14 protein-coding genes are annotated in these 15243 nt (G+C 64.6%); 11 read left to right on the top strand and 3 right to left on the bottom strand.

The genetic code is table 11. The features are described from left to right. The first annotated feature begins 80 nt into the window (after positions 1-80). From K8U54_RS09160 to K8U54_RS09110, 11 genes are all read left to right on the top strand, one after another. Positions 81-710, top strand: a complete 630-nt coding sequence (locus tag K8U54_RS09160; protein WP_249909834.1) for an SCO family protein — start codon at positions 81-83, stop codon at positions 708-710. Between the two features lie 207 nt (positions 711-917). Further along, entirely contained in the window at positions 918-1421 is a 504-nt protein-coding gene (locus K8U54_RS09155) for an RNA polymerase sigma factor (RefSeq protein WP_249909833.1), read from the top strand. Positions 1422-1510: 89 nt separating this feature from the next. Continuing rightward, on the top strand, positions 1511-2488 hold the full coding sequence (locus K8U54_RS09150) for a FecR family protein (protein ID WP_249909832.1): 978 nt from the start codon (positions 1511-1513) through the stop codon (positions 2486-2488). 192 nt (positions 2489-2680) lie between these two features. Next, positions 2681-5677, top strand: coding sequence for a TonB-dependent receptor (locus K8U54_RS09145; RefSeq protein ID WP_249909831.1), 2997 nt, complete (start codon positions 2681-2683; stop codon positions 5675-5677). A 118-nt stretch (positions 5678-5795) separates the two neighbouring features. Further along, positions 5796-6359 (top strand): heme acquisition protein HasA, encoded by a 564-nt coding sequence (locus tag K8U54_RS09140; RefSeq protein WP_249909830.1) that lies wholly within the window; start codon positions 5796-5798, stop codon positions 6357-6359. 188 nt (positions 6360-6547) lie between these two features. Next, positions 6548-8308: a type I secretion system permease/ATPase gene (locus K8U54_RS09135; protein WP_249909829.1), complete on the top strand. Its 1761-nt coding sequence runs from the start codon at positions 6548-6550 to the stop codon at positions 8306-8308. After that, a complete protein-coding gene (locus tag K8U54_RS09130) occupies positions 8305-9633 on the top strand; it encodes an HlyD family type I secretion periplasmic adaptor subunit (protein ID WP_283939405.1) in 1329 nt (442 codons plus the stop codon). Before K8U54_RS09135 ends, K8U54_RS09130 begins: the two co-directional genes overlap by 4 nt. Then, positions 9630-10967 (top strand): TolC family outer membrane protein, encoded by a 1338-nt coding sequence (locus K8U54_RS09125; RefSeq protein ID WP_249909827.1) that lies wholly within the window; start codon positions 9630-9632, stop codon positions 10965-10967. Before K8U54_RS09130 ends, K8U54_RS09125 begins: the two co-directional genes overlap by 4 nt. 100 nt (positions 10968-11067) lie before the next feature. Further along, positions 11068-11661 (top strand): biliverdin-producing heme oxygenase, encoded by a 594-nt coding sequence (locus K8U54_RS09120; RefSeq protein ID WP_249909826.1) that lies wholly within the window; start codon positions 11068-11070, stop codon positions 11659-11661. Beyond that, complete coding sequence (locus K8U54_RS09115) at positions 11654-12067, top strand: YbaN family protein (protein WP_249909825.1); 414 nt, start codon at positions 11654-11656, stop codon at positions 12065-12067. Before K8U54_RS09120 ends, K8U54_RS09115 begins: the two co-directional genes overlap by 8 nt. Before the next feature lie 140 nt (positions 12068-12207). Next, a complete protein-coding gene (locus K8U54_RS09110) occupies positions 12208-12639 on the top strand; it encodes a GFA family protein (RefSeq protein WP_249909824.1) in 432 nt (143 codons plus the stop codon). Positions 12640-12717: 78 nt separating this feature from the next. On the opposite strand, the gene K8U54_RS09105 is transcribed toward K8U54_RS09110, so the two are convergent. From K8U54_RS09105 to K8U54_RS09095, 3 genes are read right to left on the bottom strand one after another with little or no spacing between them, the layout of a single operon-like run. After that, positions 12718-13494, bottom strand: a complete 777-nt coding sequence (locus tag K8U54_RS09105; RefSeq protein WP_249909823.1) for a MetQ/NlpA family ABC transporter substrate-binding protein — start codon at positions 13492-13494, stop codon at positions 12718-12720. 60 nt (positions 13495-13554) lie between these two features. Beyond that, positions 13555-14220: a methionine ABC transporter permease gene (locus tag K8U54_RS09100; RefSeq protein WP_249909822.1), complete on the bottom strand. Its 666-nt coding sequence runs from the start codon at positions 14218-14220 to the stop codon at positions 13555-13557. Further along, complete coding sequence (locus tag K8U54_RS09095; protein ID WP_249909821.1) at positions 14220-15224, bottom strand: methionine ABC transporter ATP-binding protein; 1005 nt, start codon at positions 15222-15224, stop codon at positions 14220-14222. The genes K8U54_RS09100 and K8U54_RS09095 overlap by 1 nt, the downstream gene beginning before the upstream one ends. Positions 15225-15243 lie beyond the last annotated feature (19 nt).

Raw genomic sequence — 15243 nt, 5'->3', positions numbered from 1 at the left:
GCCCAGGCACAGCTCTCCCGCCAAGTCGGGGAGTCGGGTCATACAGGGCGATACCCTTCACCCTGACCAGCGTGGCCGCCATGACTCGCAAGCACCTCATCGTATTCGTCCTCATCGCCGCCGTGGCCCTGGCGCTCGGCCTGATCGCCAGCCAGGCGCTGCGCGGCAAGTCCAACGACGCCGCGGCGCTGCTCGACGCCGGCATCGTCATGCTGCCCCAGCAGCGTCAGGTCCCCGCCCTGGATTTCCTCGACCAGGATGGCCAGACCTTTTCCACCGGCCAGCTCAGGGACCAGTGGAGTCTGTTGTTCTTCGGCTACACCTTCTGCCCGGACATCTGCCCGGCGACCCTGGCGCAGCTGCGCCAACTGCGTACGCAGATTCCGGAAGACGCATGGAACAACCTGCGCATCGTGCTGGTGAGCGTCGACCCGGCCCGTGACACGCCGGAACAGATGAAGAAGTACCTGGGCTACTTCGATGCCGGCTTCATGGGCCTGACCGGCGAGCCGGACACCATCCAGAAACTCTCCAGCGCGGTGAGCATTCCCTACATTCCGGCCGATACCAGCAAGGAAAACTACACCGTCGACCACAGCGGCAACCTGGCCGTCATCGGCCCGGACGGCACCCAGCGCGGCTTTATCCGCGCGCCGATCAACATCGACAAGCTGGCGGCGCAGTTGCCGGGGCTGGTTGGCAGCGAATAAGCAATGGGACCCATCGGGTCCCATTTTCATTTTCACTGCTCGGCATCAGCCGGGCTGAAATTCTGGCCCCCTTTTTTGCGAACGATGCCTGGCGCTCTTTCACGAGCAGCACGGGCGAGGGCAATGCCTGGCTAAAAATGACAATTGAAAACTATTCTCATCTGTCGGTAATATGCCGCCTCTTTCCGCTCAGGTCAGGTATGACGAGTGTCGGATCTGGATATCAAAGGCCTCTTTCAGCAGCACGCCCGTGCCTTGCAGAGCTTCCTGCTGCGCAAGAGCCGTGACCCGCACCTGGCTGCCGATCTGCTCCAGGAGAGCTTCCTGCGCCTTAGCGAGCAGGCGCGGCACGACCATATCGACAATACGCCAGCCTATCTCTATCGCACCGCGCGCAATCTGCTGATCGACCACCGCCGCCAGCAGGAACGGCGCAAGACCGACCTGGTCGGCGACGATGTGCTCAATGCTGTCGAGGATGACGTCGATAGCCTGGAAGACACCACCGAGAGGCAGCAACGTATGGAGCTGTTGCAGCGTGCGGTGGCCGAGCTGCCACCGCGAACCCGCGAAATCTTTCACCTCAATCGCATAGAAGGGCTGACCCATGCCGAGGTCGCCAGGCGCCTGGAAATCAGCGACAGCTCGGTGCAAAAGCACCTGTCCAAGGCGTTGGCCCATGTCATGGAACGCCTCGGCGAAGGCTCGTGATGGCAAAAATACCGGCATGGCCGGAAACTTTTACGGTAAAAGAGCCGCCTGAGCGTCTTCAGTCTTACAAGAGAAAGCCGAGAGCACACGTGAATAGCCCAGACCTGCAGGATCGCGGGATTCGCCAGGCTGCTGCCGAATGGGCGGTGCGCATGAGCGACTCGCCGCTCGACGAGCACGAGCAGCAGGCGCTGCAGGCGTGGCTCGCCCTTGATCCGCGCCACGGCGCCGCCCTGCAGTTCGCCCGGCATACCTGGGGCGACCTGGCCAGCCTGCAAGAGCCGCTTGCCGAGGTGCCGCGTCGCTCGCCGGCCCGACCGGGAGCGGCGCCCAAGCGCCGCTCTCGCCGTGTGCTGCGCTGGTTGAGCAGCGCCTCGCTGGCTGTGGTCGTCACCCTGATCGGCTGGAACCAGGCGCCTGCGGTGTACCTGCCGTTGGTCGCCGATCACCGAACCGCTACCGGTGAGGTGCGCACCGTCGAATTGCCTGACGGCAGCCTGGCGACACTCGATGCACGCAGCGCCATACGCCTCGACTACACACCCCAGGCCCGGCGTATCGAGTTGCTCGCCGGCTCGGCGGTATTCCAGACGGCGCCCGTTGGGCCACAGGAAACGCGACCCTTCATCGTCGACAGTAACGGGGGCAAGGCCCAGGCGCTGGGCACACGCTTTCTGGTCAGTCGCGAGGAGGGCGGGCAGATGCTCGTCGGCGTCATGCAGCACCGGGTCGCAGTCAGCAAACACGGCCAGAGCCTGGTTCTCGAGCAGGGGCAGAGTGCGCGGGTCGAGGCTGACGGGCGCCTCGAACGCCTGAGTCTGGAGCTATCGCGGGCCAGCAGTTGGCAGCGCGGCCTGCTGATTTTCGATCAGGTGCCGTTGCAGCAGGTGGTGACTCAGCTCAACCGGTACCGGGACGGGCACATCTTCGTCGCTGGCGACGGGCTGGCGCAGCGCCGGGTCAGTGGCGTGTTTCGCCTCGATTCGCTGGGCGGCGCAGTCGCTACCCTCACTGGCGAGCTGAAGGCCCGCCATGCCGATCTGCCCGGCCTGAGCCTGATCTACTGAACAGGCGCCTTGGCACTTGGCTCTGATCGAATAATTTTCAAAAACGCTTACTGAGTTTGCCCGGCTGCATCGTCTTGCTTGTTGATAGTGATTTTCATTACACATCAACACAAGAAAAGAGCAGGGTCGATGGGCATCAAGGGAACGTGTCATTCAAGCCGCATAGCGCCCGGCATACAGCGCTGGCGAGGGTTGGCTGGTAGCCTGCTGGTCAGCATGGTGCTGGCGTCTGGCGGCAGCGTCTGGGCTCAACAGCCTGCGGCTGCCGAAGTCGATGTGGGCAGCGGTTCAGCAGCCAAGCAGGTCGAGTTCGACATTCCGGCGCAGCCACTGCGCAGTGCCGTGATCGCCTTCGCCGAGCAGGCGGGGATCCAGGTGTTCTTCGACAGCGGTAAGTTGTCTGGCCTGCAAAGCCACGAGCTGAAAGGGCCTTACGCGCCAGAGCAGGGCTTGCGCATACTGCTTGGCGGGTCGCCGGTAAGCTACAGTTTCACCGGTGAACGGCGAGTCAGTCTGGAGCGCCTGGCCGAAGTCGCCGGCACCCTGCAGATCGACACGACCCTGATCGAGTCGACCCGCGACGTCAGCAACGAGTGGATCTACCAGACGCCCCGCTCGGTGAGCGTGATCACCCGCGAGCAGCTCGACCGCAATCCGCCACGGCATGCCGCCGACATGCTGGTCGAAACGCCAGGCGTGTACAGCGCGGTGAGCGCTCAGGATCCCGGCCTGTCGGTGAACATCCGCGGCATGCAGGACTTTGGCCGGGTCAACACGATGATTGATGGCATGCGCCAGAACTTCAACGAGAACGGCCACCAGCAGCGCAATGGCCAGCTCTACGTGGATTCCGAGCTGATCAGCAGCGTAGTGATCGAGAAGGGCCCGCGCTCCGACGTCACCGGTGCCGCGTCGATTGCCGGCAGCGCCAATTTCGGCACCCTGAATGTCGACGACATCATTCTGCCGGGCCAGGACCAGGGAGCGCGCCTGCGCGGCATGACCGGCCTGGGCGGCCACGGCAATGGCGTCAATTTCATCGGCAGTGCAGCGGTGGCCGGGCGTTTCGGTGATCGCTGGGAACTGCTCGCTGCCCGTAGCCGACGCAGCTTTGGCGATTACGCGCCGGGTTCGCGCCGCGAGAACTTCGATTTCCTGCTCGGTGGCGTTCAGGATTCCGACCGCCCGATCACGCAGGTCGTCGATCGCATCAAGTTCTCCGGTCAGGAGCAGGATTCGGAGCTGTTCAAGGCGCGCTTTGCCCTCAACCCTGAGCAGGCGCTGCAGTTCACCTACCTCAATACCGACCTCAGCTATGCCAACGTGTCCGACCGCCGGGTGATCAACCCGGTCGACGGCGCCGCACGGGACGGTGAGGAGGCCTGGCAGAAATACGGCGATGCCAGTGCCCGCTCGCAATCGTTCGGGCTGGACTACAGCTTCAATCCCGACTCGTCGTTGATTGATCTCAAGACCAAGCTCTACTACGTCACCACCCGAAACCAGCGCGACACCGCCGCCGGGCGACCGGTCGTCACTGACGGCGTGGACATGACCGAGACCGCCTGGCGACTGGGTCTCTGCGACCAGAGCCCGGTGCCCGGCTCCTGGACCAGTGCCTGCGAGGCGGGGCTGGGTAACGATGCGCGTACCAAGATCGACACCATCGGCTTCACCCTGGACAACACCGCGCGCTTCGCCTTGGCTGGCGTCGAGGGTTTCCGCTTCAACCATGGCCTGGAGTACTTCCAGGATCGTGGCGCCTCGGACACCGTCTACAACCGCCAGGGCCGTGAAGTGGGTAGCGACACCAATACCCTCAACCCCAACGGCAAGCGCAGCATCACCAGCGCCTTTGGCAGCCTCACCTTCGAAACCGAGCAGGTCACGCTGGCGGGTGGGCTGCGTTATGACTATTACAGGCTCAAGGGCAAGACTCGCGTGCCCGTTACGGACTGGAGCTACGAAGACCGTGCCCAGGTTTACAACCGTTTGCTCACGCAATCCATCGCTAGCAGCGAGCTACGCTGCACCAGCTACGTGGCGCCTGTAATCCGCGGCCAGAGCGAAGAGGCACGCCTGGCCCGTCAGGCACGTACCAGAGCGAGTGCCTGCGCCACCATCCCGGGGCTGCAGGCCAGACTGGCCAATCCCACTTCCGATCCCAGCTACTACGCGAGACTCTACGATGGTAGCTGGTCATCCAACACCGGCATGCGCGAGTACAAGGTCGATGAGAGCCTGGACAAATTCCTGCCCACCCTCGCCGCCGCCTACCGCCCTACGGACTGGCTGGAAGTCTTCGCCAGTTGGGGCAAGTCCTGGCGACCGCCGGCGCTGACCGAGTCGCTGATGGAGGGCTCCCATCCCGGCGATCCCTTCGCCACCATGTACCCCAACCCTTACGCCGAACCCGAGACATCACGCAGTTGGGACCTGGGCTTCAACGTCAGCAAGCTGGACCTGGTCACGCTGGGCGACCAGTTCAACGCCAAGGTCACCTACTACGACACGCGCGTCGACAATTACCTGATCACCTCGATGAACAATACCCTGCCGGGTAGGACCGGCGGCTTGGGCAACACCATGTTCGTCAATAACCAGGCCCGCATGCAGTTTCGCGGGGTCGAGCTGGAACTGGACTACGACGCCCGGCGTTGGTACAGCGGCGTCAATTACACCCATGTCATCGGTGGCCACAACGATATCTGCCAGAAGACCTTCCCGCTCGGCAGCGACTACATCCGCGAAGACATGCCCCGGGAAGACGGCAGCTATTCGGATCTTCGCAACCAGGCCCTGGCCGCCGGATATCCCTCCTATCAGGCCTTTCTGGACGCGCAGACCTATTGCGGGGGAGACGTGTTCGGCATGAACAGCGCCCGTAACTCTCCGATGGATCGCGGCAGTTGGGTGTTCGGTACCCGCTGGCTGAATGAAAGCCTGGAATTGGGCACCCGCCTCAACTACAGCGCTGCCGGCCGGCCCAAGGGCTGGAGCACCGACCTGTGGCCGAGCTACACCACCTGGGACCTGTTCGCCAGCTATCGCATCAACCGCAACCTGCAGCTGCGCGCCACCGTGGAGAACCTCCGCGACCGCAGCTACGTCATGGGCTACTCGGACATTTTCGTCAAATCCTACGGGCCCGGCCGTACCGTGATGGGGGGCTTCGAACTGCAGTTCTGAGTAGGGTCGTCGCCCGTGATGGCCCGCCCTGTTCGATGCACACCGGTGACGGTGTGCGAATCGGTACCGCGAGGTGCCAATCAACCGGCGAACGATCGCCAAGCAAGGAGAAACAAAGATGGCAATTTCCTATAGCTACGATGCCGACCACTTCCCGACCAGCTTCACTTCGGGTGGCACGCTTGCAGAATTGTTGGGCGCTTACGAAACCAATGGCGTTGCCGGTCAGCACCCGGCCAACACCGGCGGCTTCTACACCAATGGCGTCGCGTCTGGCTTGTCCGGTGATACCTACGCGATGTCGCTCAACAACGGCTCGTTCGCGTTCTCGGCGGTTGGCAACCTGTCCTACAACTTCAGCAGCCACTCGCTGTACGGCACCCTGCAGCAGGTGACCCTGGGTGGCGGCCTGAACGCCAACGGTACCGTTTCCAGCCCGCTGATCACCTTCGACTTCGGCAACACGCCGCTCACCGCAACCGCCGCGGAAGGTCGTGACAATGCCGTGCACGATGTGATCTGGGGGCTGATGAACGGTTCGGTCGAAGGCGCTTCCGACAGCGCCGGCACCCCGAACGACGGCGGCCTGCTGGCCGTGCTGGAAGCAGCCGGGCTGACCGACGACATCATCACCGCAGCGGGTTCTTCGCTCAGCGAGTCCGAGCTGCTGCTGGCTGCCTAATCACCGGGCAATGAAAAAGCGAACGGATGTGTCATCCCGTTCGCTCTGGTAACGCCGTCACGGCCCGTGTTTTCCAAGGCCCAGGCTGTGACGGTCATCAATTCTGGGTGTCGCCCGGGCGCCCGTCAATGGCTCCGGGGGATACCGCCAGGCGTGCTGCGCCTGGCACTGCGCCAAGGAGTTCCTGCATGCGCGCGCCCGTCCCCACGGCTGGCAACGAGATACTTCAGGCCCTGCGTGCCTGCCGCTCGGGGCTGCTGCACGTTGGCCTGTTCTCGGCGGCGATCAATATGTTGATGCTGGCACCTGCGCTGTACATGCTGCAGGTCTACGACCGCGTGCTCGCCTCGGGCAACGCCATGACCCTGCTGATGCTGACCCTCATCGTGGTTGGCCTGTTCGCGTTCGCCGGCGCGTTGGAGTGGGTTCGCAGCCTGTTGGTGATCCGCCTCGGTACACAGTTGGACATGCACCTCAATGCGCGGGTGTTCGATGCCACCTTCGACGCCAACCTGGGTAACACCCGGCAGACCTCGACCCAAGCGCTGAGCGATCTCACCAGCCTGCGCCAGTTCGCGACCGGCAATGCGCTGTTCGCGTTCTTCGATGCCCCCTGGTTTCCGGTGTATCTGGGCGTGATCTTTCTGTTCAGCCCGTGGCTCGGCCTGCTGGCCCTGGTTGGTGCGCTGGTGTTGGTGACGTTGGCCTGGCTCAACCAGAGCGTGACCCGGGTGCCGCTCGGCGAGGCGGCGCGCCTGTCCATCGCGTCGAATCAGCAGGCTGCCGGCCACCTGCGCCAGGCCGAAGCCATCGAGTCGATGGGCATGCTCACTGCCCTGCGCCAGCGCTGGTTCGCCCTGCATGCCGTTTTTCTGGGCCAGCAGAACCTGGCCAGCGAGAAGACCGCCGCCTTCAGTGCCTGGTCCAAGTACGTGCGCCTGGCACTTCAGTCACTGGTGCTGGGCCTGGGTGCCTGGCTGGCGCTGGATGGGCTGATCACGCCCGGCATGATGATCGCCGGCTCCATCCTCATGGGGCGGGTGCTGGCACCCATCGACCAGGTGCTCGGTGTCTGGCGGCAATGGAGCAATGCACGGCTGGCCTACGAGCGGCTGTCGGCGTTGCTTGCGGCCAACCCGCGACGTCAGGCGGGGATGCCACTGCCGACGCCGCGTGGCGCGCTGCGTGTCGAGCAACTCAGTGCCTTCGCCCCGGGAACCCGCACGCCATGCCTGGTGAATCTCGGCTTCGCGCTGGAGGCCGGGGAAGTACTCGGTGTGATCGGCCCTTCGGGCTCGGGCAAGTCGTCCCTGGCGCGCCTGCTGGTAGGCGTAGGCACAGCACAGACCGGCAAGGTTCGGCTGGACGGCGCAGACCTGCAACAGTGGGACCGCACCGCCCTCGGTGCCCATATCGGCTACCTGCCGCAGGACGTGCAGCTGTTCGCCGGCAGCGTGGCCGAGAATATCGCTCGTTTTACCGAGGTGGACCCGGACAAGGTGGTCGCCGCGGCACGCATGGCCGGGGTGCATGACCTGATCCTGCAACTGGCCGACGGCTACGACACGCTTCTCGGCGAGGGTGGAGCCGGGTTGTCCGGCGGGCAGCGGCAGCGTATCGGCCTGGCCCGGGCGCTGTATGGGTTGCCGGCGCTGATCGTGCTCGACGAGCCGAATTCGAATCTCGACGAGCCAGGGGAACAGGCCTTGCTGGCTGCCATCGCCGAGGCCAAGCGGCAAGGCCGCACCCTGGTGCTGATTGCCCACAAGCCGTCGTTACTGGCCAGTACCGACAAGCTGCTGGTGCTGCGCGCCGGGCAGATGCAGGCATTCGGGCCCGCCGAGCGAGTGCTCCAGGAACTGCAGCCCAAGGCGCCGCCAGTCGCGGCTGCGGTGCGTAGCACGTCAACGTTCAGCATGAGCTACGGCAGCCAGGGAGTAGCCTCGTGATGGGCGAATCGCTTCGCAAGGAAGGCCAGTTGGCCGATGTACTGCCCCTCGACGAGCGGCGTTATTCGCGCATGGGCAGCTGGCTGCTGGCCCTCGGGTTTGGCGGCTTTCTGCTCTGGGCCGGCCTGGCTCCGCTCGACAAGGGTGTGGCGATCAGCGGCAATGTGGTGGTCGCCGGCAATCGCCAGGCGGTGCAGCACCCTTCCGGCGGCGTGGTGCAGCGCCTGCTGGTCCGTGATGGTGATCAGGTCAAGGCCGGCCAGGTACTGCTGCGCATGGATGCCACGCAGATCCGCGCTCAGCGCGAGGCTCTATTCGTCCAGCACCTCGGCGCGCTGATCAGCACCGCCCGGCTGGAAGCCGAGCGTGATGGCCTGCCGGAAATCGCCCTGCCTGCTGGCGTCAGTGCCATGGCGGATCCGCGCGTCGAGGCGACCGTCGCCCTGCAGCGCCAGTTGCTCGCCAGCCGCCGGGCCGCACTGCGCCTGGAACTCGAAGGCTTGCAGGAGAGCATTGCCGGCAGCCAGGCCGTGCTCCAAGGCTTGCAGGCCGCCAGGGCGCACAAGGACGAGCAACGCCTCAGCATGCAGACCCAGTTGCAGGGGCTGCGCGAGCTGGCGCGTGATGGCTACGTGGCGCGCAATCGTCTGCTCGAGAACGAGCGACTGTATGCCCAGCTCAATGGTGATATCTCCGAGGATCTCGGCACCATCGGCCGCACCCAGCGGCAGATTCTCGAGCTGCGCCTGCGTGCCGCCCAGCGTAAGGAGGAGTACCAGCAGGACGTGCGTCAGCAACTCGCCGACGCCCGCCTCAAGGTCGAGGAACTGGGCAGTCGCCTGAGCGCCGCCGACTTCGAACTGGCCCATACCGAGGTCCGTGCCCCCGCTGGCGGTACGGTGGTCGGGCTCGATGTGTTCACCGAAGGCGGGGTGATCGCACCGGGGCAGGTGCTGATGGAAATTGTCCCCCAGGACGCGCCCTTGCTGGTCGACGCCCGGGCGCCGGTGGAGCTGGTCGACAAGCTGCAGCCCGGCCTGGACGTGGAGCTGCTGTTCGTCGCCTTCAACCAGAGCCGCACGCCACGGGTCAACGGCAAGGTGACGCTGGTTTCCGCCGATCGCCTGCTCGACGAGAAGACCGATCAGCCCTACTACCGGCTGCGTGTGCAGGTGGATGACGATGGCTTGCGGCAGTTGCAGGGCCAGACGATTCGTCCCGGCATGCCGGTGCAGGCCTTCGTGCGCACGGGTGAGCGCTCGTTGCTCAACTACCTGTTCAAGCCGCTGACCGATCGTACCCACATGGCGCTGGTGGAAGAATGAAGCCTTCGAACGTCGCCGTCAGGCTCTTGGTTTTGCTGATTGGTGCGTTGCTGACTGCGCCGAGCTTCGCATTCGGTGTGATGGACGTCTACGCCCTGGCCCTGCGCAACGACCCGACCTTCCGCGCCGCCACCCACGAGCGGGATGCCGGTGCGGAAAACCTGGCCATCGGTCGTGCCGGGCTTTTGCCGAGCCTTTCCTACAACTATCGCAAGGCTCGTAACGAATCAGAGGTGACCTCTGGCGAGGTAACCCTCGACCGCGACTACGACAGTTACTCCTCGGCGCTGACCTTGCAGCAGCCCTTGTTCGACTACGCTGCCTGGGCCGAATACCGCCAGGGCGTCGCCAAAGCGGCATTGGCCGACGAGCGCTTGCGCGGCCGTGGTCAGGAACTGGTGGTGCGCGTGTTCGCGGCCTACAGCCAGGCCTTGTTGGCCGGCGAGCAGATCGAGCTGGCGGCGGCCCAGCGGCGCGCTTATGCCGAGCAGCTCGAGCTCAACCAGCGCACCTTCAAAGCCGGCGAGGGTACCCATACCGATCTGCTGGAAACCCGCGCCCGCCATGATCTGTCTCGCGCGCAGGAGATCGAGGCGCAGGATGCGCTGGACGCCGCGCTGCGCGAGCTGCAGGCGATCATCGGCGAGCCGGTGGAGCTGCAGCAATTGGCACCACTGAGCGGCACGTTCAGCGCCGAGCCCTTGGCGCCCGCGCGCTTCGACGGTTGGCGCGATATGGCCCTGGTGCACAATGCCGACCTCGCCGGCCAGCGCCACGGCCTGACCGTGGCTGAGCAGGAGGTCGAGCGTCAGCGCGCCGGACACCTGCCAACCCTCGGCTTGTACGCCACCTCGCGCAAGACCCGCTCCGATTCGGAAAGCACCTACAACCAGAAATACGACACCGACAGCATCGGTATCCAGCTCAGCATGCCGCTGTTCGCTGGCGGCGGTGTATCGGCGGCCAGGCGTCAGGCTTCGGCGTCCTACGAGCAGGCTCGCTATGAACTCGATGCCCGGCGCGACGAAGTGCTCGTCGACCTGCGCCGGCAGTTCAACCTGTGCACCAGCAGCACGGCCAAGGTGCGCGCCTATGAGCTGGCGGTGGAGTCGGCAAGTGCGCTGATCGACGCGACCCGCAAGAGCGTGACCGGTGGCGAACGGGTCAACCGCGACGTGCTCGATGCCGAACAGCAGCTCTACAGCGCTCGGCGGGATTTGGCCGAGGCACGTTATGGCTACCTGCGCGCCTGGTTGCAATTGCGCTACCTGGCAGGGGTGCTGGGGGAAGCGGATCTGCGCCACTTGAGCCGTTATTTCCCCGGCCGCGCGTGACACTCAGTCCGCCCTCGGTTACCGACTTTTCCTCGCTGGTTCGTCAGTTATCTAGATGATGCCGAGCAGTGCTCGGCAAGTCCCGTCCAAGGAGAGACCAATGACCGCCCAACCGGCACAGCTTGCCCACCCCCTGCGTTCGCAACGCCTCAACCAGTTGACCCACCAGCCGCACAGCCGGCTCGATGCGCTGGTGAAAAGCCATGATCCCTTTGCCAACCCGGAGCGTTTCGCGCGTTTCGTCGCCGCGCAGTACCTGTTCCAGTACGACCTGGAGACGCTCTACAACGATCCTGCGCTGGTCGCGCTAATACCGGACCTGCCCGCTCGTTGCCGTCTCCAGCAGGCGCGTCTGGATCTGGCTGATCTCGGCTTGCCGATTCCCGAGGGTGACGAGGCCATCCGCAGTCGTTCGCTCGGGCTCGGTGCCGCCCTGGCCTGGTTGTTCGTGTCCGAAGGCTCCAAGCTGGGCGCGGCCTTCCTGCTCAAGCGCATGCCCGCTCTGGGCTTGAGCGAAACGTTCGGGGCGCGGCATCTGGGCGAGCCCGAGGGCGGCCGGGCGCAAGGCTGGAAAAGCTTCGTGGCAACCCTCGACGGCGTCGAGCTGGACGAGCACCAGGAACGCGAGGCCGAAGCTGCCGCCATCGCCGCCTTCGAGCGTTTCACCGAGCACCTGGAGCGCTGCTTTGCCTGATACGCCTGGGGAGCTGGCCAGCGGCTGGACGCGCTGGCTGTGGCTGGCGCTCGCCTACCTGAGCATTGGCATGGCGGCAGTCGGTTTACTGGTGCCTGGCCTGCCGACCACCGAGTTCGTGCTGCTGGCCGCCTGGGCCGCGTCGCGCAGTTCGCCGCGGCTCAGCGCCTGGCTGGAGAACCACCGGCTGTTCGGCCCGCTGCTGCGCAACTGGCGAGACGGTGGTGTGATCACCCGGCGTACCAAGCTGGCGGCCAGCCTGAGCATGCTGGTGGCGTTCGCCATCATGATTGTGACGGTGGCGCATACACCGTCAGTGATCTTCGCTGGGCTGGGCATGAGTTGCGGCGCACTGTGGATCTGGTCACGGCCAGAGCGCCCCCGCAAAGACCATCACGTCTCGTAGCCCGTGGTTGAGCGCAGCGATACCCGGGGTAGATCGGAAGTAGTTGGGGCAACTGTTCCTGGGTATCGCGACGCCCAACGCCAGGCTACTTGTTCGGTATTTAGCCTATGCTGTGCGCTTGTGCGAACGAGGGCCTGGCGATGAACAAGGATATCGGCGAGATCAAAGGTGCCTGCCACTGCGGCGGGGTGCGCTTTCAGGTGATGCTCAGCGATGGCCTGCACAGCGCACGGCGCTGCAACTGCTCTTATTGCCGCATGCGAGGTGCGGTGGCGGTTTCGGCCGAGCTGGCCGACTTGCGTATCCTGCAGGGTGAAGACCTGCTGACGGTCTATCGCTTCAATACCATGAGCGCCCAGCACTTCTTCTGCTCGCGCTGCGGTATCTACACCCACCATCAGCGCCGTTCCAACCCGGACCAGTACGGCGTCAACGCCGCCTGCCTCGAAGGCATCAGCCCGTTCGATTTCGCCGAGGTGCCGGTCAGCGACGGCATCGCCCATCCCAAGGACAATCCCGGCGGCCCGGGTTCCAGGCTGGCCGGCGTGCTGCGGTTTATCCGCGCTGAGTGAGAAACCCCGGCCGCAGAAATGAAAATGCCGCGTAGCTTGAGGGCTACGCGGCATCGGCTGCAGCAGCGGTAGCGGCAATCAGAACGCCGGAACCACCGCGCCTTTGTATTTCTCCAGGATGAAGGCTTTCACCTCATCGCTGTGCAGGGCCTTGACCAGCTTCTGCACGGCCGGGCTGTCCTTGTTGTCTTCGCGGGTCACCAGGATGTTGACGTACGGCGAGTCGCTGCCTTCGATGGCCAGGGCGTCCTCGGTCGGGTTCAGCTTGGCTTCCAAGGCGTAGTTGGTGTTGATCAGCGCCAGGTCGACCTGGGTCAGCACGCGCGGCAGGGTCGCGGCTTCCAGCTCACGCACCTTGATACCTTTCGGATTCTCGGCGATGTCCTTCGGCGTGGAGAGGATGTTGCTCGGATCCTTCAAGGTGATCACGCCAGCCTTCTGCAGCAGCAGCAGGGCGCGGCCGCCGTTGGTGGCGTCGTTGGGGATGACCACGTTGGCGCCTTGCGGCAGCTCTTTGAGGTCCTTGATCTTGCTGGAGTAGGCGCCGAACGGCTCGACGTGCACGCCACCGACGCTGACCAGGCTGGTGCCACGGCTCTTGTTGAACTCGTCCAGGTACGGCTGGTGCTGGAAGAAGTTGGCGTCCAGGCGCTTCTCGGCGACCTGTACGTTGGGTTGCACGTAGTCGGTGAAGACCTTGACGTCCAGCTCCACGCCTTCCTTGGCCAGGGCCGGTTTGACGAAATTCAGGATCTCGGCGTGCGGGACGGCCGAGGCGGCGACGCGCAGGGTTTCAGCCTGGGCGGCGCTGGAGAAGGCTGCGACGACAGCCAGGGCAGTGAGCAGTTTTTTCATCGTTGACTCCTTGAAGTGAGGTGGCGTGGCGGCTAACTGCCGCTGGCCCTTCCAGCTGTTTTATTTACGGGAAAAATGCACCACCAGACGGTCGCCGATGGTTTGCAGAATCTGTACGAGCACCACCAGCAGCGCTACGGTCACGAACATCACGTCCGGCTGATAACGCTGGTAGCCGTAACGCACCGCCAGGTCGCCCAGGCCGCCGCCGCCGATCAGGCCGCTCATCGCGGTGTAGGACACCAGAGTGATGGCGGTGACGGTGATGGCCGCCAGGATACCCGGCAGGGCCTCGGGCAGCAGGGCGTTGAAGATGATCTGCCGGGTGCTGGCACCCATCGCCTGGGTCGCCTCGATGATGCCGCGATCGACCTCGCGCAGGGCGGTTTCCACCAGGCGCGCGAAGAACGGCGTGGCACCGACCACCAGCGGCGGGATGGCTCCGGCGACGCCCAGTGAGGTGCCGGTAATCACCACCGTGACCGGGATCAGCAGGATCAACAGGATCACGAACGGCACCGAGCGCAACACGTTGACCACCAGCGAGATCACCGCGTAGAGGCCTTTCTGTTCGAACATCTGCCGCGGGCCGGTGAGAAACAGCAGCACACCGAGGGGCAGGCCGAACAGCACGGTGAACAGCATGGAGCCGCCGAGCATGTTCAGGGTATCGAGGCTGGCCTGCCAGATTTCCAGCCAGTCGACGTTGGGCAATAAGGCTTCCATCAGCGCAGGACCTCCAGGTGCACGTCAGCCGCTTCGAAGCGGGCGAGGGCGGCGTCGATGTCGCCGCCGGTCAGCGCCAGGGTCAACTGGCCGTAGGGCGTGTCCTTGATGCGGTCGATGCGCCCGGCAAGGATGCTGTAGTCAATGCCGGTTTCCCGGGCGACCTGGCCGAGAACGGGCGAGTAGGTGGACTCGCCGATAAAGGTCAGGCGCAGGATGCGCCCCTGCACATGAGCGAAGTCGTCGCGCTGGTCGTTCTCGTCGACATGCTCGGCTTCCTGCACGAAACGCTTGGTGGTGGCATGTTGCGGATGCAGAAACACCTCGGCGACCGGGCCCTGTTCGACGATCACCCCGGCATCCATGACCGCCACGCGGTCGCAGACCCGGCGGATCACGTCCATCTCGTGGGTGATCAGCACGATGGTCAGGCCCAGCTCGCGATTGATCTCGGCCAGCAGTTGCAGCACCGCGGCGGTGGTTTGCGGGTCGAGGGCACTGGTGGCCTCGTCGCACAGGAGAATCTTCGGCCGGGTGGCCAGGGCGCGGGCAATGCCGACGCGCTGCTTCTGGCCGCCGGAGAGCTGCGCCGGGTACTTGTTGGCATGGTCCTGAAGGCCTACGCGCTCGAGCAAGGCGGTGACGCGCTGGTCGATTTCCCGGGCCGGTACACCCGCCAGTTTCAGGGGCATACCGACGTTGGCGGCAACGGTCTTGGAGGACAGCAGATTGAAGTGCTGGAAGATCATGCCCGCTTGCTGGCGGAATTTGCGCAGGCCGTCGGCGCCCAGGGCGGTAACGTCCACGCCATCGATATCGATGCGTCCGCCAGAGGGTTCTTCGAGGCGGTTGATCAGGCGCAGCAGGGTGCTCTTGCCCGCGCCGGAGTGGCCGATGATGCCGAACACTTCGCCACGTTCGATATGCAGGTCGCAGGGTTGCAGGGCGGGAATATCGCGGCCACTGACGCGGTACGCCTTGTGAACCTGATGAAAGTCGATCACGCGTTAAACCTTTTGGGTT

Source organism: Pseudomonas fulva (assembly GCF_023517795.1).
GTDB classification, from domain to species: Bacteria; Pseudomonadota; Gammaproteobacteria; order Pseudomonadales; family Pseudomonadaceae; genus Aquipseudomonas; species Aquipseudomonas fulva_D.
Note: the sequence above shows the minus strand (reverse complement) of the source record. Positions and strands in the feature narration are given on the sequence as shown.

What these genes read in the sequence shown, in the direction of transcription:
- K8U54_RS09160 (WP_249909834.1), top strand. Translation starts at nt 81, where the DNA reads ATGACTCGCAAGCACCTCATCGTATTCGTCCTCATCGCCGCCGTGGCC.
- K8U54_RS09140 (WP_249909830.1), top strand. Translation starts at nt 5,796, where the DNA reads ATGGCAATTTCCTATAGCTACGATGCCGACCACTTCCCGACCAGCTTC.
- K8U54_RS09135 (WP_249909829.1), top strand. Translation starts at nt 6,548, where the DNA reads ATGCGCGCGCCCGTCCCCACGGCTGGCAACGAGATACTTCAGGCCCTG.
- K8U54_RS09125 (WP_249909827.1), top strand. Translation starts at nt 9,630, where the DNA reads ATGAAGCCTTCGAACGTCGCCGTCAGGCTCTTGGTTTTGCTGATTGGT.
- K8U54_RS09120 (WP_249909826.1), top strand. Translation starts at nt 11,068, where the DNA reads ATGACCGCCCAACCGGCACAGCTTGCCCACCCCCTGCGTTCGCAACGC.
- K8U54_RS09110 (WP_249909824.1), top strand. Translation starts at nt 12,208, where the DNA reads ATGAACAAGGATATCGGCGAGATCAAAGGTGCCTGCCACTGCGGCGGG.
- K8U54_RS09105 (WP_249909823.1), bottom strand. Translation starts at nt 13,494, where the DNA reads ATGAAAAAACTGCTCACTGCCCTGGCTGTCGTCGCAGCCTTCTCCAGC.
- K8U54_RS09100 (WP_249909822.1), bottom strand. Translation starts at nt 14,220, where the DNA reads ATGGAAGCCTTATTGCCCAACGTCGACTGGCTGGAAATCTGGCAGGCC.